This is a genomic window from Paucibacter sediminis (genome assembly GCF_030254645.1).
GTDB classification, from domain to species: Bacteria; Pseudomonadota; Gammaproteobacteria; order Burkholderiales; family Burkholderiaceae_C; genus Paucibacter_B; species Paucibacter_B sediminis.
This window is the reverse complement of sequence record NZ_CP116346.1, coordinates 2135860-2158145: the sequence shown is the minus strand read 5'-3', so window position 1 is coordinate 2158145 and position 22286 is coordinate 2135860. Positions and strand designations below refer to the sequence as shown.

The following is a 22286-nucleotide window of genomic DNA, read 5'->3' as shown; positions in this document are numbered from 1 at the left end:
GCCAATCAAATACCAATATCAGTCCGCCGTGGCGCCAGATTCGCGCACCACCCGACCCAGTCGGACCGACTCGGTGCGTATCAGCTGGCCGAAGCTCTCGGCGCTGCCGGCCACCACCGGCGTGCCCAGCTGCTCCCATTTCTTGCGGAAGGCGGGCTCCTTGAAGATCGCCAGCAGGGTGCTGTTGAGCTTTTGCACATGGGCCGCCGGCGTGCCGGCACGCATCGCGATGCCATGCCAGGCGGTGACCTCGAAGTTCGCCAGGCCCGACTCCGCCAGCGTCGGCACGTTCGGCAGCGCTGGGCTGCGCTGCGCCGAGGTCACCGCCAGCGGCACCAGCTTGCCGCTGTTGATGTGCGGCAACGAGCTGCCCAGCACGTCGAACATCACCTTCACCTGGCCGCCCAGCAGATCGTTCAGCGCCGGGCCGGCGCCGCGGTAGGGGATGTGACTGAGCTTCGCGCCCACCGCCTTGTTGTAGATCTCGCCGGCCAGGTGCTGGGGCGTGCCGCTGCCGGCCGAGGCGAAGCTCAGGCCCTCGCCGGGTTTGCCGGTCAGCGCCAGGAACTCCTTCACCGTCTTGATGCCCAGCGAGGGGTGCACCTCCAGCACCAGCGGGAAGGAGGAGAGCTGGATCACCGGCACCAGATCGGTGAGCGGGCTGTAGCTCAGGCTCTTGAACAGGCTCTGGTTCACCGCCATCGGGCCGCTGGCCGCCAGCAGCAGGGTGTAGCCGTCGGCGGGGGCCTGGCGCGCCACTTCGGCCGTGCCCACATTGCCGCCCGCGCCGCCCCGGTTCTCGATCACGATGGTGACGCCCAGGCGCTGCTGCAGCTCGGGTTGCAGCAGCCGCGCCATCAAATCGGTAGGTCCGCCCGGCGGGTAGGGCACGATGAAGCGGATCGGCTTGGAGGGATAGGCCTCCTGGGCCTGGGCCGCGCCGCTGGCGGCGAGCAGGGCGAGCGCCGCGGCGCTGAGCAGGTGTCGACGGTGCATGGGCTTGTCTCCGGTGGTTTTGTAGGGATTCAGGGCAGCAAGCGCGCGCGCAGCCAGGCCGCGCTGGCCAGCGGCCGGCCCAGCACGGCGGCGCTCTGCGCCACCTGCTGCACCAGGGCGGCGTTGTCGGGCGCCAGGCTGCCGTCCTTGAGATAGAGGTTGTTCTCGAAACCCACGCGCACATGGCCGCCCAGCGCCGCGGCGGCCGTCATGCAGGCATGCTCGGCGGCGCCGAAGGCGCACACCGCCCAGGGCTCAGGCCCCTGGTGCGCCTGCACAAAGGGCAGCAGATCCTGCGGCGACGAGACCTGGCCGGCGCTGTAACGGCCCAGCACGAAGAGCAGCAACCAGGGCGCGTCGGGGATCAGGCCGGTGGCGCGCAGCACCTGCCAGCGCTGCAGGTCGGCGACGTCGTAGACGATCACCTGGGTCATGATGCGCTCGGCCGCCAGCCAGCCGAAGAAGGCCGCCAGGCCGGCCTCGCCGATCTCGGGCTGGTCCAGCTCGCGCAGGCCCACCGACACCGCCTCGGGCCGCAGCTCGCGCACCATCGCGATCTGCTGCGGCGCGCGGTAGACCTTGGCCGCCTCGCTGGTGACCTGCAGCACCATCGCATCGCCCACCGCCGCGCGCACCACGCGCAAGGCCTCGCGATAGCCCTCCACATCCAGGCTGTGGCGCCCGGCGGCATCGCGGATATGCAGGTGCAGCATGGCCGCGCCGGCATCGCAGCAGCGCTTGGCGGTGGCGGCCAGCGTCGCCGGCGTGATCGGCAGCTGGGCATGGTCGCCGGGCTGCTTGTAGGCGCCGTTGGGCGCCACCGTGATGATGAGCGGCTCGTTCACGCGGCCTCCCCGGGTGCGCCGCGCAGCGGCGGCAGCTCGGCGGCCAGCAGGGCCAGGCCTTGCGTCAGCAGCGCGTCATAACGCGCCCGTTCGGCGGCACGGCGCTCGGGCGGCCAGTCGTAGAAGCCGCCGCCCGTCTTCATGCCCAGGCGGCCCTGGGCCACGCGCTCGCGCAGCGCGGCGGAAGGTTCGCTGGCATTGCTGAGCGTCGGGTACATGGTGGCGGCGGCGGCGCAATGCACGTCCAGGCCCGCATGGTCGCGCTGCAGCACCGGGCCGGCGGCGAGAAAGCGGAAGCCGAAACCGAAGCGCACCGCGGCATCCACGTCCTCGGCGCTGGCGACGCCCTCGTCGATGAGGGCAAAGGCCTCGCGCGCCAGCGCATGCTGCAGGCGGTTGGCCAGGAAGCCGGGCTTGTCCTTGCGCACCAGCACCGGCACCAGGCCGCAGCCACGCATGGCCTCGGCCAGCTGCTCGGCCAGTGCGGAATCGCTCAGCGGGCCCAGCACCACCTCCACCAGGGGCACCAGATGCGCCGGCATGAAGTAGTGCAGGCCCAGCATGCGCTGCTGCGTGGGCAGGCCCGCGGCGATCGCGCTGATGGGGAAGCTCGAGCTGTTGCTGGTGAGCAGGCAATCGGGTCGCGCGCGCCGCTGCAGCGCGGCGAACAAGGCCTGCTTGAGGGGCAGCTGCTCGGGGATGCATTCGATCACAAGCTCGATGCCGCCCCAGTCCAGCTCGTCCAGCCCGGCCGCCAGCTGCAGCTCGCTCACACGCGCTTGCAGGCCCAGCGGTGCCAGCCGCTCGGCCACATAGGCGGGCAGCAGCGCGCGGCGTGCCGCCTGCTGCTCCACCACGCTGACCGCGAAGCCGCCGCGCAGCAGCACCACCGCCACATCGGCGCCCATGGTGCCGCCACCCACCACCACCGCCGTTCGCAATTCCTTGGTCGTCGCCACGCGTCACTCCTGCTCTGTCTGCGGGCCAGTCTAGGAACAAGGAATTAATACGTCCATTCGTCATTTCGGATAAATTGATCAGCCATGCTGATCAATTGCTCACTGCGCGAGCTGGAGGTCTTCCTGACCCTGGCCGAGACACTCAACTACCGCCGCGCCGCCGAGCGCCTGCATCTCTCGCAGCCGGCGGTCTCGGGCGTGATCGCGCGCCTGGAGGCGGCGCTGGGCACGGCGCTGTTCGAGCGCAGCACGCGCGCGGTGCGGCTCACCGAGGCGGGGGCGGTGTTCGTCGAGCGCATGCGCCTGGTGCAGCAGCAGGCCGATGCCGCGGTGCTGGCGGTGCGCGATGTCAGCGAGCTGCGCAGCGGCCGCGTGCGCGTGGCCGCCCTGCCCTCGCTGGCCGCCACCGCCGTGCCCACCGCGTTTGCGCGCTTCGCCGCGCAATACCCGGGCGTGCGCCTGGAGATGCTGGACAGCCTCTCGGGCCCGGCCTTCGATCTGGTGCGCGCCGGCCAGGCCGACTTCGCCCTCACCGCCGCCAACCCGGCCTATGCCGACCTCGAATACACGCCGCTGGGCGAGGACCGCTTCGTGCTGCTACTGCCGGCCGAGCATGCGCTGGCGCGGCGCAAGAAGCCGCTGCGCTGGGCCGAGACCCTGGAGCTGCCGCATATCTCGATGCCGCGGCCCACCAGCGTGCGCCAGTACGCCGAGGAGGCCTTCCTGCAGAACGGCCTGCGCTTCGCGCCGCGTTACGAGGTGGAGCACCTCGCTACCATCAATGCCATGGTGGCCGCCGGCCTGGGCGTGGCCGCCCTGCCCGAACTGGCGGCCCTGGTGGCGCAGGGCCCCAGCGTGCTGCGACGGCGCCTGGTGGAACCGGTGATGCCGCGCCCGCTGGGCCTGGTGACGCCGCGCGGCCGGCGGCTCAGCGCCGCCGCGCAGGCCCTGGTGGAACTGCTGCAGCGCGAGACCCAGGCGCTGATCGCGGCCGCGGCCAAGGGTTGAGGCTGACGATGCTCAGGGCGCCAGCTGCACGCGCAGCTGCAGCTCGCGCAGGCTGCGTGCTTCGGCATCGCGGCTGCTGATCACGCCGCGCTCCTGGCGCTGCAGGCCCTGGCCGCTGTGCGCCACCGTGACCCAGTCGCCCAGCGGCACCTGCACGGTGCTGAGCACCTGGCTGCGCACCGGCGTGCCGCCCGCACCGTTCATGGCACCGGGGGTCAGGTCTTGCGCCTTCAGTTCCACCCGCACCGGCTGGCTGCCGCCGGGCCAATGCGGGCTGACGCTGAATCCACGCGTCTGCTCCACCATGCTCTTGCGCGGCAGGGCGTAGACCTTGCCCGGCTGGGCCGGCCCGGCATTGCCATTGGCATTCAGGTCGGCCTGCACGCCGTAGTCCAGCCATTCCACCGGCGCCAGCTCGCTCAGCTGCACCGAGGCGCTGTGGCCGTTCAGCACCAGCAGCCGTTGCAGCTGCTCGGCGCCTTCGTCGCGCCGCCGGGTGCTGAGCTCGACCGAGCCGCGCGGCGAGACCGAGCCGGCCGTGCCCACCACCACCGCGCCCTCGCGCACGCCGGCCACCGCGGCACCGCTGACGCTGGACTCGACCCAGCGCAGCTCGACCCAGAGGTTCTGGCGCGGCCCCTCGGCGGCCCAGGCCGGCAGGGTGCCCAGGCTCAACAGGACGATGCTCAGGAAACGGCTGCGGCGCATCGCCCTAGGATACGCCGTCCCGGTGCCAATGCGCCGCCGCCTGGCCGCGCGTGTCGGCACCCAGCTTGCCGAGGATGTTGGCGACATGACGCTTGACGGTGTGCGGGCTGAGGTCCAGCACGCGCGCGATCAGCTTGTTGCTGTCGCCCGCGGCCAGGCGCTCCAGCACCTCCAGCTCGCGCTCGGTCAGCAGGCTTTGCAAGGCCTCGGCGCGGGCGCCGCCGGCTGCTGGGGCCGCCCGCGGCGCAGCCACTTGCATCGCCACGCCGGGCTGGGCCGCCGCAGGCATCTGGGCGAGCAGCTCGCGCAACAGCGCGGCCTGCGCGGGCGGCAGGCGTGCGCCCCAGTCGGCACCCGCCAGGCGCTGCAGGCTGGGCAGGCCGGCCAGCAGGGCGCCACCGCGATCGCCGCCCTGCAGCACGCCGGCCAGCCAGGGCTGCAGGGTGGCCGCGGCGGCGTCGCGCAGGCCCAGGCGCAGCTCGGTATCGGCCAGCAGCACGCGCGCCTGCGCGGCCGGGAAGAAGCAGGAGCGTTCCTGATCGAAGGCCAGCGGCCGCAGCAGCTCGCGGGCCTCGCTCAGGCGTTCATCCAGCAGCGCCACCAGGGCCTGGCTGAAGCGCCGGTCGTCGGCGCCGGCGGCCCATTCATAGGCGTTGCCGGTGCGCGCCAGCGCGGCATCCAGCTCGCGCAGGCGCTGGCCATCGCCCAGCAGCCAGCAGCCGCGCACATAGGTGAAGAGTTCCTCGTACTCATGCGCGAGGCGGTTGCACAGCAGCGAATGCTGCTCCAGATCGCGCTTGTTCTCCTCGCCGGCCTGGCGGCTGGCGGCGGCATCGCCGCGCACCGCGTCGATCAGGGTGTGCGCCATCCAGCTCTCGGTCATCAGGCTGCGCGGCCGCCCCAGCCAGCGCACATCGGCATCGGCCTGGGCCAGCCATTGCGCGGCCTCGGCCAGCTGCCCGTCGGAGAACGCCAGCCAGGCGCGGATATGGGCGACGCCGGCGCGCAGCTGGGTCGGCTGCTCCGAGGCCAGGCGGCTGGCGCCGTTGGCAAAGCGCTCCAGCATCGGCTTCATGCCCGGCAGACCGGTGAGGATGCTGAGGAAGAAGCAGCGGTCCCAGATCTGCGGATCGTTGGCGCGCTCCAGCGCCTCCAGCATCTCGCCCACCAGCGGCGCCACCGCCTCGGAACGCCCCTGGGCATAGGCGGCCCAGGCGCGCGCAAAGCAGACGAAGGTCAGCACCTCGTCGGGCAGCGGCTGCTGGCACAGCTCGGCCAGACCCCGGGCGGCCTCGTCCAGGCGCGCGGTGTTCTGCATGCCGATATAGGCATGGGCCAGCGCCAGGGCCGAGGCTTCGGCACGGCCCTCGCGGTAATAGCCGGTGGCGGCCTGCTGCATCGCCTCCACCATGCCCTGGAAGTCGAAACGCGGAAAGGTGCTGAGGCCGCGCAGGAAGTGCAGATCGGCATGGCGCTGGAAGGCGGCCGGCGGGAACAGCGCCAGCAGCTGCTCCAGCACCGGGCCGGCGCCCACCGGCACCAGGGCCGGCCCGCGCTGGGCCAGCACGCGCGCCGCCTCGTCCCAGGCGCCGGCGCGGGTCAGGTAGCCGATCGCGCGGCTCAGGTCGGGCTCGTCGTCGGCGGCGCGGCGCAGCAGATAGGGCAGCTCGTCGGGATAGTCGCGCTGCAGCCGGTCTTCCAGAAAATCGCGGAACAGGTCGTGCAGGCGCAGCGTCAGCTCGGGCGCATCGAGGGCGGTGACGAAGAGGCCGCGCCGCTCCACCTCCTCCAGCAGGCGCGCGGTCTGCGGCAGCCGGCTCACATGGGCGCAGCGCGCCGCCGTCAGCTCGGGCAGCACCGCGCAGCGCAGCAGGAACCAGCGCAGCGCCTCGGGCATGTCGTCCAGCACCTCGCTGGCGAGGTAGTCGAACAGATGGCGCTGGGTGGGCGAGCCCAGGCCCGGCCCGGCCTCGCGCGACCGCGCCGACAGGCTCAGGCGCAGACCGGCGGCCCAGCCATCGGTGCGCTCCAGCAGCTGGCGGGCCTGGCCGTCGGCGAGCGCCTGGCCGCTGCTGGCCAGCAGCTCGGCCACCTCGCTCTCGTTGAAGCGCAGCTCGTACTGGCGGAACTCGGCCAGCTCGCCGAGGCCGCGCCAGCGCGCCAGCGAAAGCGGCGGCTCGACCCGGCTGGCCATCACGACGCTCCATTGCGCGGGCAGGCGGTCCAGCATCATCTGCAACAGCTCGAACACGCGCGGGTCGGTGATGCGGTGCGCATCGTCCAGCGCGATCAGGCCCTGGGCCACGCCGGCCGAGGCGAGCGCGTTGACGATCTCGTCGGCCACGCTGCGCAGGCCGCCATCGGCCTCGGCCAGGGTCGGCAGCGCCTCGGGCGCCACCCGCCAGGGCAGGTCGTAGGGGTCCAGCGCGGTGCTCAGGCAGGCCAGGAAGCGCTGCACCTGGTCGTCCTCGTCGGCCGAGATCCAGGCCAGCGCGCAGGCCGCGGGCAGGGCCTGGAGCTGGCGCGTCAGCGCGGCGGTCTTGCCATAGCCGGCCGGGGCCACCAGCAGGGTCAGGCGATGCGAGCCCAGTGCCCGGTCCAGCGCCCGCTCCAAGCCGGGGCGCGCCACCAGGCTGGCACGCGGACGCGGTGCCTGGATCTTGGCAAGCGCGAACGACGGAAATGACGGTGCCGGCGACATGCGCGGATTCTGCAACAGCATGCCCGCGGCGCACTCAGGGTTGACGTCACCCAAGCGGGCTACGGTCGCTGCGGCGCCCGGGCGACATGGCTCTTTCGGGCGATGTGGCCGGCGCCACCGCTGCGCACACTGGGCCGTCATGCACATCTTCCAGCACGCCCATCTGCCCACCCTGCGCCTGGAGGGCGAGCAATGCCTGGCCGCGGCCGACCAGCGCCTGGGCCTGCAAGGCTTCGAGGTCTGGCTGCGCAGCCTGGCCCCCGGCGCCCACACCCAGATCCTGCAGCACGCCGGCGAGCTGGTGGTGCTGGCCCAGAGCGGCAGCGGCAAGCTGCTGATCGCCGGCGGCCCGCAGCGCTTCCAGGGGCCCTGCACCCTGCTGATCCCACCGCAGGCGCCCTTCCAGATCGTCAACCACGGCACCCAGCCGCTGCAGCTGGTGTGGGTGCACACGCGCGCGCCGCAGCCCTGCGCCAGCTGAGGCGGGCCCGAAAGTCATGGCTCCATCGGGCGATGCGCGGCCGCCGGTGGCTGCCCACAATGAGCGCCTTCCCAAGCATGGAGCAGCAAGACATGAACCCCTGGATCAAACGCAGCCTGTTGAGCGTGGTGGGCCTGGCGGCCCTGGGTGCCGCCGGCCTGGCGCTCGGCGCCTATCTGGGCGATCGCAAGGCCGCGCGCCGCATCGAGCTGCCGGTGGCGGCGGTGGCCATCCCCGGCGACGCGGCGGCGCTGGAGCGCGGCCGCTACCTGTTCGCCAGCCGCGGCTGTGCCGACTGCCATGGCGCCAGCGGCGTGGGCAAGGCCTTCATCGACGGCGCCGACGGCGGCCTCTACGCCAAGGCGCCCAATATCAGCCCCGGCCCCGGCTCGGTGGTGGCGGGCTACCGCAACGAGGACTGGGTGCGCACGGTGCGCCACGGCGTCAAGCCCGACGGCCGGCCGCTCTTCATCATGCCCAGCGAGGACTACAACCGCCTCACCGATGCCGACCTGGGCGCCCTGGTGGCCTATGTGAAGCAGCTGCCGCCGGCGGCGGGCGAGGCCGCGCAATGGCGCGTGCCGGCGCTGGTGAAGACGCTTTACGCCGCCGGCGTGGTGAAGGATGCGGCCGAGAAGATCGACCACCGCCTGCCGCCCACCCCGCCGCTGGTAGAGGACGGCTCGGCTGCGCATGGCGCTTATGTGGCAAACGGCTGCATCGGCTGCCATGGCGCCCAGCTCTCGGGCGGCAAGATCCCCGGCGCGCCGCCGGACTGGCCGGCCGCCGCCAACCTCACCAGCGGCAGCGGCAGCGCCCTCGCACGCTATGCCAGCGCGCCGCAGTTCATCGCCATGCTGCGCAGCGGCAAGCGGCCGGATGGCAGCAGCGTCAGCCCCGTGATGCCCTTCGCCTCGCTGGCCGCGCTCAGCGATGCCGACGCCACCGCGCTGTATGGCTATCTGAGGGGGCTGGCGCCGGTGGCGGCCGGCAACCGCTAAGGACCCTAGGCCTTGAGCAGGGCGCCGAGCTTGGCCGCCGCCGTCTTGGTGGCGGCATCGAGCAGGGGGCCCAGGTAGTCGGACACCTGCTCGGCCGCGGCCTCGCCGGCCTTGGACGCCAGCTTGGCGCCCAGCTTCTTGAAGGCGGCGGCCAGCAGGCCGCGCAGCGAGGTGTCGGGCGCACCGGCCTTCACCAGCGCCAGGCGCAGCTTCTCCTGCTCCTCGGCGCTCAGGCAGGAAGCCACCAGGGCCACCATGGCCTCGAGCTTGAGCGTGATCAGGCTGGCCGAGAAGGAGCCGTCGCTGGCATGGCCGAGTTGCTGCAGGCGTGCCTTCAGATGGTCGGCCAGCAGCGGGTTCTCCACTTCCAGCGCGAACAGCTCGCCCTGCTTGTGCAGGATGGGCGTGCGCAGCAGGGTCTTGAGCTTGGCGTCCAGCAGGGCCGGCGTGGAGCGGCGCAGCTCCAGCGCATAGAGCAGGTTGCGCGCCTTCGGGCGGGTGACGCGCAGCGTCGCCACCAGGTCATAGATGGACGGGTCGGCGCCGATCGCGCCCAGCGCCTGCAGGGCCAGCAGCATCGCCAGGTCCAGTTCGGCCTTGGGCAGCACGCCGAAGGACGGTGCCGTGTAGGCCGTCAGCAGAGCGCCTAGCGCGGCCTTGGCCTGGGCTTCGGACGCAGCGGCGATGTGGGTTTCAATCTGCATGGCGCCCAGCATAGCCGCTCAAATACCTGCCACCCGCTTCCAGGGCCGCAGCGGCCACAGCAGGTTCAGCGCCAGCCCGCTCAGCACCAGGGCGGCGGCGGCCAGCTTCCAGGCCGGCAGCGACTCGCCCAGATACCAGGCCGCCGTGCTCATGCCGAACACCGGCACCAGCAGCGCCATCGGCACGATGGTGGCGGCCGCGTGGCGTGCCAGCAGCCAGCCCCAGACGCCGTAGCCGAACAAGGTATTGCCGAGCGCCTGCCACAGCACCGAGCCCCAAGCACCGGCATCCGCCGCCTGCACGCTCTGCCAGGCAAGACCTGGCCCCTCGACGAGCAGCGACAGTGCCAGCAGCGGCGGCACCGCGAAGGCGCTGCTCCACACCATATAGGCCAGCATGTTCACCTGGCCGGCGCGCTTGCCCACCATATTGCCGCAGGCCCAGCTGAAGGCCGCCAGCAGAATCATCGCCAGGCCCAGCACGGTGGTGCTGCCATCCGTGTGGCTGGCGATCACGACTATGCCCGCGCCGGCCAGCAGCAGGGATAACCATTGGTAGCCCTGCACGCGCTCCTTGTTCACACGCATCGCCAGCATCAGGGTGAAGAACACCTGGGTCTGTATCACCAGCGAGGCCAGGCCCGGCGAGATCTGGCTGCGCATGGCCAGGAACAGCAGGCCGAACTGGCCCACGCCGATCAGCAGGCCGTAGGCGGCCAGATTGCGCCAGGGCGCGGTGGGGCGCGGCACGAACAAGATCGCCGGCAGCACCGCCATGGCAAAGCGCAGCGCCGCGAACAGCAGCGGCGGGAAGGCATTCAGCCCCAGCCGGATAACAACGAAATTGCTGCCCCAGATGGCGACCACGGCCAGGGCCAACAGGAAATGCCTGAACGGCAGGCGATCGCCCAACTGCATCGGAGCTCCCTCGGTGAGAGCCGCAGCTTAACCGAGGGAGTTCGGGGGCTCAGCCCTGATGCTCGCAGCGACCCATCTTGGCGCCCGACTGGATCTTGGAGATGAAGCCCAGCGGGAAGCCGGTCTGCACCGAGCTGCCGTTCTGGCACACATAGACCTGCTTCATGTCCACATACCAGGTGCCCATCGCCCCCAGCAGGCCGCCCACCATCTCGGTGCCGGCGCCGTTGATCGAGCCCGGGTTCTGCATGCCGAAACGGTAGGCCTCGGCCACGCCCTGCTTGCGGAAGAAGTCCGCGAGCTTGATCCAGCCGACGCCCTCGACCCACATCACGCCCTCGAAGTTGCCCAGCCAGTAGGAGCCGGCACGACCGATGATGACCTTGCCATCGTCGCTCATGTCGTTGATCTGCAGCGGCACCAGACCGAGGTCGGCCTCGACGGCCGCCGGGCCCTCGGTGGCGCAGCGATCGACATACTGCCAGGTCGCCCAATCGATCTGGGCCGGCAGGGCCACATCGGTGCACCAGCGCAACCCGGCGATCTTGGTGACCGCGGCCGGGCCCTTCTTGGGGTTCCACAACAGCGGGCCGTTGGAGATGCGGTCCTCGTAGCTGACCCCGTCGTAGCTGCGCATGACCGCCTTGGTGGTGTCCAGCATGACCCGGGTGCCGTCGCGATTCACCGCATAGGCATTCACCGCGCCGTGCAGCTTGAACAGGTCGATGCGCTTGCCCTGGTTGACCCAGGCCATTGCCTTCGAGTAGTTGGTCTCGCCCAGCACGACGCTGCCGTCGCCCGACACCGCCTGGGCACGCAGCCAGCCTTCGGTCGCGTAGTCGAAGCCGCTGTCGTCGAGCTTGCGCATGCCGCCGCCTTCGGTCCAGGCCACCGGCACGATGGAGCCGCCGAAGCTGTCCTGGCATTGGCCGTTCTTCTTGACGTCCAGATAGGCCAGGCCCACCGCCGTGCGGCCGTCGTCGTCCAAGGCAAAGCCGTAGCTGGAGGACACGCCTTGCTGACCCTCGCCGCCGCAGGTATCGCCGTTCAGGTCGCCGATGCTGCTGAGCTTGCCCGGGCCGGCCCACAAGGCCATCGTGTTGATGCCATTGCCATTGAGATCGGCGTTGACCAGGATCTTCTGCCCGTTGCGGCTGATCGCGCCATTGGTGCCGATCACATTCGGCGGCATGACCTGGATGCCCTTGTTGATGTCCCAGGTGAACTGGGTCGCATAGAACAGACCGGACGCCATGCCACCGTTCTTGGAGAGCTTCGCCAGCGCGGCGTCGACCACCGGATAGAACTGCACGCCCTGGTCATAGCCATTGAAGGTCAGGTTGGCGGTCTGGGTGCTGCCGGCCACCGCGGTGATGGCCGTCATGTCGCAGGCCTTGTCGTTGGCCGGGTTGGCGCTCTCGGCCACGTTCCAGTATTCGGCTTCGGACACCAGCGCGCGCGGCGTCGTCGGATAGCCGCCGGCGACGATCTCCTCCATGTACAGCCAATAGCTTTGGCCCGGCTTCAGGTTGGTGATGCGGAAACGGCCGTCCGGGCCGAGCTTGCCCTGGGTCTGGTCGCCGGTCATCGCCGACACGGCGTCGCCAAGCGGGTTGTTGACGTTGCGGGCGATGATGTTGACGCCGCTGTAGGGGGTGCGGCCGTCCTTCAGGCGCAGCACGCCGCTGATCGAGCCGGTGCTGCTCCGGTAACCCGGCGTGGGATAGAGGTTGGAAATCGCCGCGATGTCGTCGGGCATGTCCACCGTGCTCATCTCCGCGCCGATCTGAGCGCGCGGATTGATGTAGGGGAACATGGTCTCGACATACTGGACCGGCATGTCGTTGCCGCCCCAGCCCGGGATGTGGCGGGCCGGCACGCAGCCGGGCACGCCGGGGTAGAGGTCGTACCAGCCCGGCATGCTGAAGTAGGCCATCGAGCCGTTCACCTGCGAATGCGACAGGTTGAAGGCATGGCCGAACTCATGCGTCATGATGCCGTTGAAGAAGCGGCCGTCGGTGTCGTTGGCCTGCACCGCATAGCCGTTCATCAGGGCCATCGCCTCGACGATGGTGTCCTCGTAGCCGTCGCCGTCGCTGTCGATGGCGATCTTGGGGAAGGCAATGCCCAGCACCGAGTCGGGCGAGACGCCGAAGAAGTCGGCCAGGATCTCGCCGGTGGTGTCGTAGACGACATGCAGTCCGCGCCCGTTCTCCTGCGCGTAGACCTGTCTGGCGTTGTTCACCGTCACGTCGGCGTTGATGGACGGCACCTTGCTGAAGTCGCCGGCCCAGTAGGCCTTCAGCGTCGAGGTCGGCACGGCGCTCCACTGCCCAATCGCGAACTTGACCATCTCGTTGGCGCGCGCATTGGTGATGAAGGGGGTGGTGCCGTCGAAGTCATAGGTGAAGACGCCCAGGTCGGTGTAGACCGGGATCGGCGTGGCCGTGTTCCAGCGCAGCGGCTGGGGGTCGCGCGGCTTGTCGTTGAGCATCAGCGGGCCGGCGGCCTGCACGGCAGCGCTGCCCAGCAGGCTGACCGCGAGTGCGGCGACGATTCGGTAGGTCTTGTTCATCAGCGCATCACTCCCTTTTCAATCCACTGGCCGGCAACCGCGCGGTTCACCAGCGACATCAGCGCGACGGCATCCACATCGCCGGCAGGCTTCTTCAACATCGCGGTCTCGGTGGCGTTCAGCAGGCCGGCGCTGACCGTCACGTCCTTGAACAGATTGCGGTTGAAGTCGGCATTCGCGGTGCGCCCGCCCACCGTGGTGAACTTGCCCTGCTCCAGGCCGACCGTCGTGCGCAGCCCGGTCTTGGCCGCGGGCCGGTACATGAAGGCGATGACCTGTTCGTCCTTGCGCCACTTGGCAAAACCCTCGGGCGCCTGGCCCAGGAAGAACTTGCCATTGGCCATCTTGCGGGGCTTGAGCATGCCGAACTGGCGGAACTTGAACTCCGAGCGCGGTGCCAGCTTCTTCTTGGCCGAGGCGGCCACCGACAGGGTCACCTCGGTGTAGGGCACACCGTTGTCCATGCCGTCGCTGACGTTCTTGACCGTGCCGGAGACGATCAGGTCGGAGGTCGCGATCAGCTTGGTGAGGTTGTGCGGCAGCAGCTGGGTGGCCGCCGCCGGCATGGCCGTCAGGGCGCCGGCCAGCAGCAAGGCCGCCAGGCCGGTCTGGCGCCAGGCACCGGTGGCGGAAGGGGCTCGGGGCTCGGGCGCCTCGGGGCGAGCAATCATGGGGGTCTCTCCTATTGGCTGGGGCGGCGGCACGTTCGCATGCAGACATGCGTGCACCGGGAAGGCCCAGCATAGGGAGCCAGGGGGGTGGCCCGGGCCCCCCGGCGCGGGGGGCCCTGAGGCATGGGGGCGGGAAAGCCATGAGGCCGCTGCCGGCCCGGGAGGCGAGGTCTCAGGAGCCGATCAGGCCCAGCGCCCGGGCGCGGCTCACCGCATGCTTGCGCGTGCCGGCCTGCAGCTTGGCGTAGACCTTCTTCAGGTGCCACTTGACCGTTTCGTCGCCGATCGCCAAGGCCTGGGCGATCTCCTTGTTCGAATAGCTGCGCGCCAGCAAGGCCAGGATGGCGCGCTCGCGCGGCGTCATCTGCAGCGCCGCGGCCGCGGCGTCCGCGTCGCCCAGCGGGGTGGCAAAGGCCGGGCGCCACAGGCCGCCCTCATCCGACAGCAGTGCCAGCGGCGCCTCGGCCACGCGGCGCGCACCCGGCGCCTGGCCGCTGGCCGGCTGGCGCTGCTGCTGCAGCAGCTCGATGGCCTTGCGCGCATGGCCGAAGGCGGCGGGCCAGTCTTGCGCGGCCGCGCAATCGTCGGCCAGCTCGATGTAGAGCGGGGCGAGCGGCTTCCAGCCGGGGATCTGCTGCCCCTCGTGCAGCGCGGCCAGCGAATAGTGCAGCGCCGGCGTGGCTGCCCGCATCTCGGCCGGAGGCGGCAGGCGGTGGCGGCGATGGATCTCCGCCAGCGCCTCGTACACGCCCAGGGTCAGGGCCGTGAAGCCATGCGCGGCGATCAGCTCCCGGGCCTCGGCAATCGCCGCCAGCGCCGCGTCGGGCCGGCCCGCCGCCGCCAGCGCGCGCGATTGATGGATCAGGCACAGGGCGAGGTTGTCGGTCGACTGCGCCTCGCGGTACATGCGGATGGCCTCGTCCATCGGCGCCACCGCCTCGACGCCGCGCCCCTGCAGCAGCAGGTTGCGCGACAGCTCGGCGCAGGCATTGGCGCGGTTGATGCCGCCCGGCGTGGCGGCCAGCGAGCGCAACGAGGCGCTGGCCAGTTCATGCGCCTCCTCCAGCCGGCCGAGTTCGTTGAAGAGCGCCGCCAAGCGCGTCTGGATGGCGCCCAGCAGGGTCGGCCAGCCGGTCTGTTGGGCGACGCGTTCGGCCAGGTCGAAACAGGCCACCGCATCGTCGGTCTCGCCCAGGCCCTGCAGCGCCGTGCCGGCGTTGATGACGCAGATCAGCGCCAGGCGCAGCAGGCCCACCCGCTGGGCCTGCTCGCTGGCATGCAGGAACAGCGCCGCCGCCTCGGCCGGCTCGCGCCGCGACAGGCGCAGCGCGCGTGCCGCGCTCCACAGCGCATCGCCGGCCGCATCGATGCCCACGCCGGCGGGCTGGGCGCCGCCGGGATCGCCGAACGCGCCCTCGTAGGCGGACCAGGCCTCGGCCAGCGCCTGGCGCTCAAGCAGGCGCGCCTCGGCATAGACGGCCGCGGCACGCCGGTAAGCGTCGAGCTCGCGCTCGCGCTGGCCGCGCGCCTTGGCCACGCCGGCCTCGGCCAGCAGCGCATCGCCGCTGGCCAGCGGATCGGGGTGCTCGGCCAGCCAGGCGCGGGCGTGCGCCAGCTGCTCCTCGGCCGACTCCAGGCGCCCGAACAGGGCCGCGATCTCGCTGCCCGTGAGCGCCAGCCGGATCTGCAAGCGCCAATCCGCGATGCTGGCCGTGCCGGCCGCGGCGCTCAGTTGCGCCAGCGCCTCCTCTACCAGGCGCTGGGCGCGCGCACTGTCGCGCTGCCGCAGCGCCCAGGCCAGGGCACTGCCCGCCGCGGCGCGCTGCGCCGGTTCCGCCGCCGCCAGCTGCCGCTCCAGCGCAGCAAGGTCCGCGCCCGAGGGATACAGCGGCAGGCCGGGCTCAGCCATGGGGCATGGCGCCGACGTCCTTCACCGGGGCCAGGGCGGCGCTCATCCCGGGATCTCCGCCTCCACCAGCTGCGTCAGCAGGGTGAGCGATTCCTGCCAGCCGAGATAGCAGGCCTCGGCCGGGATCTGCGCCGGTATGCCCTCCTGCACCACCTCCATCACCGTGCCGCAGAAGACCTGGCGCAGCGTCACCGTGGTCTGCATCTCGCCGGCCAGGTTCGGGTCGTCGAACACCGCCGTGTAGCGGATCAGCTCATGCGGCCGCAGCTCCAGGTAGCGGCCGCCGAAGGCATGCGTGTGGCCGCTGCCGAAGTGGGTGAAGGACATGCGATAGCTGCCGCCCACGCGCGCATCCATCTCATGCACCTGGCCGGTGAAGCCATGCGGCGGCAGCCATTTGCTCATCGCGCTGGCGTCCAGAAAGGCGCGGTAGACGCGCTCCGGCGGGCTGCGCAGCACGCGCTGCAGGCGCACGGTTTGGGTGGGTTCGCTCATGGCGGTTCGCTCCGGTGAATTCATCCCTTCAGCTGCGCCAGCGGCGTCATGCCGCCGGCCTTGACCTCGCCCAGCGAGAAGCTGGTGTGCATGTCCTTCACATTGGGCAGGTTCAGCAGGGTGTCGATGGAAAAGCGCGAGAAGGCGTCGAGGTCGGTGGCCAGCACCTGCAGCTCGAAGGTGCCGGCGCCCGAGATGTAGTGGCAGGAGATCACCTCGGGCAGCTCGCGGATCGCATCCTCCAGCGGCTTGGTGGAGGCGCCGTTGTTGCGGTCGGCGTCCAGGCGCACGAAGGCCAGCACGCCCAGGCCCACCTTGCGGCGGTCGATCTCGGCGCGGTAGCCGGTGATGAAGCCCTGCTCCTCCAGCCAGCGCACGCGCCGCCAGGTGGGCGCGGCCGAGAGCCCGATGCGCGCCGCCAGCTCGGCATTGGAGAGCCGCGCATCGCGCTGCAGCTCGGCCAGGATGGCGATGTGCCAGCGGTCCAGGCTCTCGCCCTGGGCGCCCGCCTCCTCGGCCTCGGGGGCCGCGGCCGCCTTCCTCATGGTTTGCCCTGATTTGGTGTTCTTGGAAGCCAATCGCCACTCCAAACGGATGTCTGAGAAAGATTATTGCTGAAGCCTACGCTTTTCAGCAGCAGATAGAAAGCACCGATCGCCAAGCTTTCCCTACACTCCCCTGCCGGCACATACTGCCGGCATCACGGCCATGCGCGCGATCACAAGTCGCCCCGCCTGCCCCGCCCACCCTCTGGAGTTCCCCCGATGAATGCACCGCTACCCGAACATATCCTGCGCGCGCTGGAAAAGGTCACGCTGGACGACAAGTACGCGCTCGAGCACGGCCGTGCCTTCATGAGCGGCGTGCAGGCCCTGGTGCGCCTGCCGATGCTGCAGCGCACGCGCGATGCGATGGCGGGGCTCAACACCGCGGGCTTTGTGTCGGGCTACCGCGGCTCGCCGCTGGGTGGCTACGACCAGGCCCTGCAGGCGGCCAAGAAGCATCTGGCCAAGCAGAACATCGTGTTCCAGCCGGGCGTCAACGAGGAGCTTGGCGCGACGGCCGTCTGGGGCACGCAGCAGCTCGACCTGTTCCCCGAGAAGAACAAGTTCGACGGCGTGTTCGGCATCTGGTACGGCAAGGGCCCGGGCGTGGACCGCAGCATCGACGTCTTCAAGCACGCCAATATGGCCGGCACCGCCAAGCATGGCGGCGTGATCGCGGTGGCGGGCGACGACCACATCGCCAAGAGCTCCACCGCCGCGCACCAGAGCGACCACGTCTTCAAGGCCGCCGGCTTCCCGGTGTTCTTCCCCTCCAGCGTGCAGGACATCCTGGACATGGGCCTGCACGCGATCGCGATGAGCCGCTTCTCGGGCCTGTGGTCGGGCATGAAGACGATCCAGGAGATCGTCGAATCCTCGGCCTCGGTGAGCGTGGACCCGGACCGCGTCAAGATCATCATCCCCACCGACTTCCCCATGCCCGAGGGCGGCCTGCACATCCGCTGGCCCGACCCGCCGCTGGACCAGGAAGCGCGCATGATGGACCACAAGTGGTACGCCGCCCTGGCCTATGTGCGCGCCAATAAGCTCAACTACAACGTCATCGAGAGCAAGCAGGACCGCTTCGGCCTGATCGCCTCGGGCAAGGCCTACAACGACACGCGCCAGGCGCTGCACGACCTGGGCCTCGACGACGACACCTGCCGCCGCCTCGGCATCCGCCTGCACAAGGTCAATGTGGTGTGGCCGCTGGAGGCCTCGATCACGCGCGACTTCGCCGACGGCCTGCAGGAAATCCTGGTGGTGGAAGAGAAGCGCCAGGTCATCGAGTACCAGGTGAAGGAACAGCTCTACAACTGGCGCCCCGACGTGCGCCCGCATGTGCTGGGCAAGTTCGACGACGACGCCGAGGGCGGCATGGGTGGCGAATGGGGCCTGCCCAACCCGAGCAAGAACTGGCTGCTGCGCCCGCAGGCCGACCTGACGCCGGCCATCATCGCGCGCGCCATTGCCAAGCGCCTGAAGAAGCTGGGCGTGGACGCCGAGGTGGCGGCGCGCCTGGATGCACGCGTGGCCATCATCGATGCCAAGGAAAACGCGCTCAAGGCCGAGGCCCAGACCGCCGGCGGCGCGGATCGCACGCCCTGGTTCTGCAGCGGCTGCCCACACAACACCAGCACCCGCGTGCCCGAGGGCTCGCGCGCCGTGGCCGGCATCGGCTGCCACTACATGGTGAGCTGGATGCCCGGGCGCAACACCGCCACCTTCACCCAGATGGGTGGCGAGGGCGTGCCCTGGGTGGGCCAGTCGGCCTTCACCAACGAGAAGCACATCTTCGCCAACCTCGGCGATGGCACCTACTTCCACAGCGGCCTGCTGGCGATCCGCCAGAGCATTGCCGCCGGTGTGAACATCACCTACAAGGTGCTCTACAACGACGCCGTGGCGATGACCGGCGGCCAGCAGGTGGGTGAGCGCGCCGAGGGCCACACGGTGCTTCAGATCATGCAGAGCCTCACCTCCGAGGGCGTGGCCAAGCTGGTGATCGTGACCGACGAGCCGAGCAAGTACAACGGCGTCTCGCTGCTCGCCGGCGTGACCGTGCACCACCGCGACGAGCTGGACGCGATCCAGCGCCAGTTCCGCGAGATCCCCGGCACCACGGCCATCATCTACGACCAGACCTGCGCCACCGAGAAGCGCCGCCGCCGCAAGCGCGGCAAGCTGGTGGATCCGGCCAAGCGTGTCGTCATCAACGAGCTGGTGTGCGAGGGCTGCGGCGATTGCTCGGTGCAATCCAACTGCCTGTCGGTCGAGCCGCTGGAGACCGACTTCGGCCGCAAGCGCCAGATCAACCAGAACACCTGCAACAAGGACTACTCCTGCGTGAAGGGCTTCTGCCCCAGCTTCGTCACCGTCGAGGGCGGCGAGCTGAAGAAGCCCAAGAAGGAAAGCCGTCGCAGCCCCTTCGATACCGCGCTGCCGGCCATCCCCCTGCCCAATGTGCCTAACGCCGACAAGGCGTGGGGCATCGTGGTGGCGGGCGTGGGCGGCACCGGCGTGATCACCATCGGCCAGCTGCTGGGCATGGCCGCGCACCTGGAAGGCAAGGGCGTGATCACCCAGGACGCGGCCGGTCTGGCGCAAAAGGGTGGCGCCACCTGGAGCCATATCCAGATCGCCAACCATGCGGACGACATCCACTGCACCAAGGTCGGCACCGCCGAGGCGGATCTGGTGATCGCCTGCGATTCCATCGTCGCCGCCAACAAGGCCTCGCTGGCCGTGATGCGCGAGGGCCGCACCTTTGTGGCCCTGAACACGCATGGCTCGCCCACCGCCACGCTGGTGAACAACGCCGACTGGAGCTTCCCCGGCGCCGCCTGCGAGGCCGCCGTCGGCAAGGCCGTGGGCCAGCAAGGGTTGGGCATGTTCGACGCCGAGGAAGTGGCCGTCAAGCTGCTGGGCGACTCGCTCTACACCAACCCGCTGATGCTGGGCTACGCCTGGCAGAAGGGCCGCGTGCCGCTGAGCTACCAGGCGCTGATGCGCGCCATCGAGCTCAACAACGTGCAGATCGACAACAACAAGGCCGCTTTCGAATGGGGCCGCCGTTGCGCCGTCGATCTGGCCGCGGTGCAGGGCCTGTACGCCGCCACCCAGGTCATCAACATCATCAAGCGCCCCGGCGTGGATGAGCTGGTGGCCAAGCGCGTCGAGTTCCTCACCGACTACCAGAACGCCGCCTATGCCGAGCAGTACAAGGCCTTCGTCGAGAAGGTGCGCGCGGTCGAGGGCAAGCTGAACAGCACCAAGCTGACCGAGGCGGTGGCCCGCTACCTCTTCAAGCTGATGGCCTACAAGGACGAGTACGAGGTGGCACGCCTGCACACCGACGCCAAGTTCCTCAACAAGATCGCGGCCCAGTTCGAAGGCGACTACAAGCTGGTGCACCACCTGGCCCCGCCGCTGCTGGCCAAGAAGAACGAGAAGGGCGAGCTGGTCAAGCAGCAGATGGGTGCCTGGGTGCGCCCCGCATTTGGCATCCTCGCCAAGCTCAAGGGTCTGCGCGGCACGGCGCTGGACATCTTCGGCCGCACCGAGGAGCGCAAGATGGAGCGCGCGCTCATCGGCGAGTACCGCGAGAGCATCGAGGCCATCCTGGCCAAGGGCCTGACGGCCGAGCGCCTCGCCCTGGCCACCGAGATCGCCCGCATCCCCGAGGAGATCCGCGGCTATGGCCATGTGAAGGAGCGCCATCTGCATGCCGCCAAGGCCAAGTGGCAAACGCTGATGGGGCAGTGGCGCGCGGCGTAAGCCGAGCATCACTGACCTGATCGGGACCCGCTGTGCCGCAAGGCCGGCGGGTTTTTTCGTTGTGGGCGCCGCCAGGGCGCGCCCCACCCTCTCTTGGGTGCCACGGGTTTGTGGGGACCCCGAGCACCGGGCCCGCGCATCTAGACTGCCCGCCCAGGGAGGATCCGTCCATGAACAGCAACAACAAGCGCTGGCCTGCGCTGCTGGCCGCCATCATGCTCGGCTGCGTCGGCCTGCTGGCCCGCGCGCAGGCGCCCGCGGCCGAAGATCCCAAGCAGGTCTTCGCCGAATCGATGCAGGCCGGCCAGCCCGGCCCCAAGGACATTGCCCTGGGCGGCCAGGCGGTGCTGAAGCTGCCCGCCGGCCGGGTCTTCATCGGCCAGCCGCAGGCGGCCAGGCTGATGCGCGCGATGGGCAACCCGGGCGATTACAGCGAGTTGCTGGGCCTGGTGTTCCCGAGCGGGGATGCGCCCTGGTTTGCCACGCTGCGCTTCGAGCCGGCCGGCTATATCAAGGACGACGAGGCCAGGGACTGGAATGCCGACGAGCTGCTGAAGAGCTACCGCGAGGGCACCGAGGCCTCCAACGAGGAACGCCAGAAGCTGGGCATGGCGGCGCTGGAAATCGTCGGCTGGGCCGAGAAGCCCGCCTATGCGGCCGACACCCACCGCCTGGTCTGGGCGATGAGCTCACGCCACAAGGGCGCGGCGGAGGGCGAGGCCCAGGGCGTCAACTACAACACCTATGCGCTGGGCCGCGAGGGCTATCTGAGCCTCAATCTGGTGACCGGGCTGAAGGAGTTGCCGCAGCACAAGGGCGATGCGCAGGATCTGCTGGGCGCGCTGGAGTTCCTCGACGGCAAGCGCTACACGGACTTCAACGCCTCCACCGACAAGGTGGCGGAATACGGCCTCGCCGCCCTGGTGCTGGGCGTGGGCGCCAAGAAGCTGGGCCTGCTGGCGGTGGTCTTCGCCTTCGTGGCCAAGTTCGCCAAGATCATCTTCATCGCGGTGCTGGCCTTCGGCGGCGCGATCGCCAGGTTCTTCGGCAGGAAGTCCAAGGCCTAGGGCCTGTTGCCACTACGTTTGCCCGATGCGTTGCCACCAGAAAAGCCGTGAACTAGGCGCAAACCGAAGCCGGGGTGACTCCCCCGGCGAGGCTTTGCAACGACGTGCACGGCTTTTCTGGTGGCAACCCGAAGGGAACGGGCAAACGTAGCGGTAACAGGCCCTAATCCAATCGCCCCATGATCAAGCTCCTGCTGCTGCTGTTCTCGGGCCTGAAGTTCGGCAAGCTGCTCGCCTCCGGCGGCAGCATGCTGATCTCGGTGGCCGTCTATGCCTGGATCTATGGCTGGCGCTATGCGGTGGGTTTCGTGACCCTGCTGTTCGTGCACGAGATGGGGCATTACCTCGCTGCGCGGCACAAAGGCCTGAATGTCGGCGCCCCCACCTTCATCCCCTTTGTGGGCGCCTGGATCGAGTTGAAGGACCTGCCCCACGATGCCCAGACCGAGGCCTATGTGGGCCTGGGCGGGCCGCTGCTGGGCACGGTGGGCGCGGTGCTGGTCTATTTCGCGGCGCGTAACTGGCATGTCGACTGGCTGCTGGCGGTGGCCTACAGCGGCTTCTTCCTGAACCTCTTCAACCTGATCCCGCTCTCGCCCTTCGACGGCGGCCGCATCACCGCGGTGCTCTCGCCGCGCATCTGGTTCCTCGGCGTGCCGATGCTGGTGGCGCTGTTCCTCTGGCGGCCCAGCCCGATGCTGATCCTGATCGCCATCATGGCCTGGCCGCAGCTCTGGAAGGCCTGGAAGTACCGCAGCGACAGCCCCGAGGCGCAAAGCTATTACGCCGTGCCTGCCGCGGTGAAATGGGAATACGGCAGCTACTACCTGGCGCTGGCCGGCTTCCTGGCGGTGATGACGCACGACGTGCACGAGATGCTGACGAACGCCCTGCCGCACTGACCCGCACGACCCTCACGACCCTCA

18 protein-coding genes are annotated in these 22286 nt (G+C 69.9%); 6 read left to right on the top strand and 12 right to left on the bottom strand.

Annotation, left to right across the window (positions count from 1 at the left end; genetic code table 11):
• Positions 1 to 18: 18 nt before the first annotated feature.
• Genes PFX98_RS09830 through PFX98_RS09820 form a run of 3 tightly spaced genes read right to left on the bottom strand, consistent with a single transcriptional unit; the run spans position 19 to position 2749 of the window.
• Positions 19 to 996, bottom strand: coding sequence for a Bug family tripartite tricarboxylate transporter substrate binding protein (locus tag PFX98_RS09830; protein ID WP_285235021.1), 978 nt, complete (start codon positions 994 to 996; stop codon positions 19 to 21).
• A gap of 29 nt (positions 997 to 1025) precedes the next feature.
• Positions 1026 to 1841 (bottom strand): beta-keto acid cleavage family enzyme, encoded by an 816-nt coding sequence (locus PFX98_RS09825; protein WP_285235020.1) that lies wholly within the window; start codon positions 1839 to 1841, stop codon positions 1026 to 1028.
• Complete coding sequence (locus PFX98_RS09820; protein ID WP_285235565.1) at positions 1838 to 2749, bottom strand: 3-hydroxyacyl-CoA dehydrogenase family protein; 912 nt, start codon at positions 2747 to 2749, stop codon at positions 1838 to 1840. Before PFX98_RS09820 ends, PFX98_RS09825 begins: the two co-directional genes overlap by 4 nt.
• 135 nt (positions 2750 to 2884) lie before the next feature.
• Between PFX98_RS09820 and PFX98_RS09815 the strand changes: the two genes are divergently transcribed.
• Entirely contained in the window at positions 2885 to 3808 is a 924-nt protein-coding gene (locus PFX98_RS09815; RefSeq protein WP_285235019.1) for a LysR family transcriptional regulator, read from the top strand.
• Between the two features lie 12 nt (positions 3809 to 3820).
• On the opposite strand, the gene PFX98_RS09810 is transcribed toward PFX98_RS09815, so the two are convergent.
• Positions 3821 to 4516, bottom strand: a complete 696-nt coding sequence (locus tag PFX98_RS09810; protein ID WP_285235018.1) for a hypothetical protein — start codon at positions 4514 to 4516, stop codon at positions 3821 to 3823.
• Between the two features lie 4 nt (positions 4517 to 4520).
• Positions 4521 to 7238 carry a winged helix-turn-helix domain-containing protein gene (locus tag PFX98_RS09805; protein WP_285235017.1) on the bottom strand — a complete coding sequence of 906 codons (2718 nt, stop codon included), beginning with the start codon at positions 7236 to 7238 and terminating at the stop codon, positions 4521 to 4523.
• 118 nt (positions 7239 to 7356) lie between these two features.
• Here PFX98_RS09805 and PFX98_RS09800 point away from each other — a divergent pair, with 118 nt between their 5' ends.
• Entirely contained in the window at positions 7357 to 7698 is a 342-nt protein-coding gene (locus PFX98_RS09800; RefSeq protein WP_285235016.1) for a cupin domain-containing protein, read from the top strand.
• Positions 7699 to 7790: 92 nt separating this feature from the next.
• Positions 7791 to 8699 (top strand): c-type cytochrome, encoded by a 909-nt coding sequence (locus PFX98_RS09795; protein ID WP_425334695.1) that lies wholly within the window; start codon positions 7791 to 7793, stop codon positions 8697 to 8699.
• 5 nt (positions 8700 to 8704) lie between these two features.
• Here PFX98_RS09795 and PFX98_RS09790 read toward each other — a convergent pair whose 3' ends face one another.
• From PFX98_RS09790 to PFX98_RS09760, 7 genes are all read right to left on the bottom strand, one after another.
• Entirely contained in the window at positions 8705 to 9403 is a 699-nt protein-coding gene (locus tag PFX98_RS09790; RefSeq protein ID WP_285235014.1) for a hypothetical protein, read from the bottom strand.
• 18 nt (positions 9404 to 9421) lie between these two features.
• The gene (locus tag PFX98_RS09785; RefSeq protein WP_285235564.1) at positions 9422 to 10303 is read right to left on the bottom strand and encodes an EamA family transporter; all 882 of its coding nucleotides are present in this window, start codon (positions 10301 to 10303) and stop codon (positions 9422 to 9424) included.
• Between the two features lie 67 nt (positions 10304 to 10370).
• Positions 10371 to 12896 carry a hypothetical protein gene (locus PFX98_RS09780; RefSeq protein WP_285235013.1) on the bottom strand — a complete coding sequence of 842 codons (2526 nt, stop codon included), beginning with the start codon at positions 12894 to 12896 and terminating at the stop codon, positions 10371 to 10373.
• Positions 12896 to 13567, bottom strand: a complete 672-nt coding sequence (locus tag PFX98_RS09775; protein WP_285235012.1) for a hypothetical protein — start codon at positions 13565 to 13567, stop codon at positions 12896 to 12898. Before PFX98_RS09775 ends, PFX98_RS09780 begins: the two co-directional genes overlap by 1 nt.
• Before the next feature lie 172 nt (positions 13568 to 13739).
• Complete coding sequence (locus tag PFX98_RS09770) at positions 13740 to 15476, bottom strand: helix-turn-helix domain-containing protein (RefSeq protein ID WP_285235011.1); 1737 nt, start codon at positions 15474 to 15476, stop codon at positions 13740 to 13742.
• A 42-nt stretch (positions 15477 to 15518) separates the two neighbouring features.
• Positions 15519 to 15971 carry an SRPBCC family protein gene (locus PFX98_RS09765; protein WP_285235010.1) on the bottom strand — a complete coding sequence of 151 codons (453 nt, stop codon included), beginning with the start codon at positions 15969 to 15971 and terminating at the stop codon, positions 15519 to 15521.
• Between the two features lie 20 nt (positions 15972 to 15991).
• A complete protein-coding gene (locus PFX98_RS09760) occupies positions 15992 to 16516 on the bottom strand; it encodes an Lrp/AsnC family transcriptional regulator (RefSeq protein ID WP_285235009.1) in 525 nt (174 codons plus the stop codon).
• Positions 16517 to 16735: 219 nt separating this feature from the next.
• On the opposite strand from PFX98_RS09760, the gene PFX98_RS09755 reads away from it, so the two are divergent.
• The 3 genes from PFX98_RS09755 (at position 16736) to PFX98_RS09745 (ending at position 22262) form a co-directional block, all read left to right on the top strand.
• Positions 16736 to 20293 carry an indolepyruvate ferredoxin oxidoreductase family protein gene (locus tag PFX98_RS09755; RefSeq protein WP_285235008.1) on the top strand — a complete coding sequence of 1186 codons (3558 nt, stop codon included), beginning with the start codon at positions 16736 to 16738 and terminating at the stop codon, positions 20291 to 20293.
• 170 nt (positions 20294 to 20463) lie between these two features.
• Positions 20464 to 21360 (top strand): DUF2167 domain-containing protein, encoded by an 897-nt coding sequence (locus PFX98_RS09750; RefSeq protein WP_285235007.1) that lies wholly within the window; start codon positions 20464 to 20466, stop codon positions 21358 to 21360.
• A gap of 179 nt (positions 21361 to 21539) precedes the next feature.
• The gene (locus PFX98_RS09745) at positions 21540 to 22262 is read left to right on the top strand and encodes a site-2 protease family protein (protein WP_285235006.1); all 723 of its coding nucleotides are present in this window, start codon (positions 21540 to 21542) and stop codon (positions 22260 to 22262) included.
• Positions 22263 to 22286: the final 24 nt, after the last annotated feature.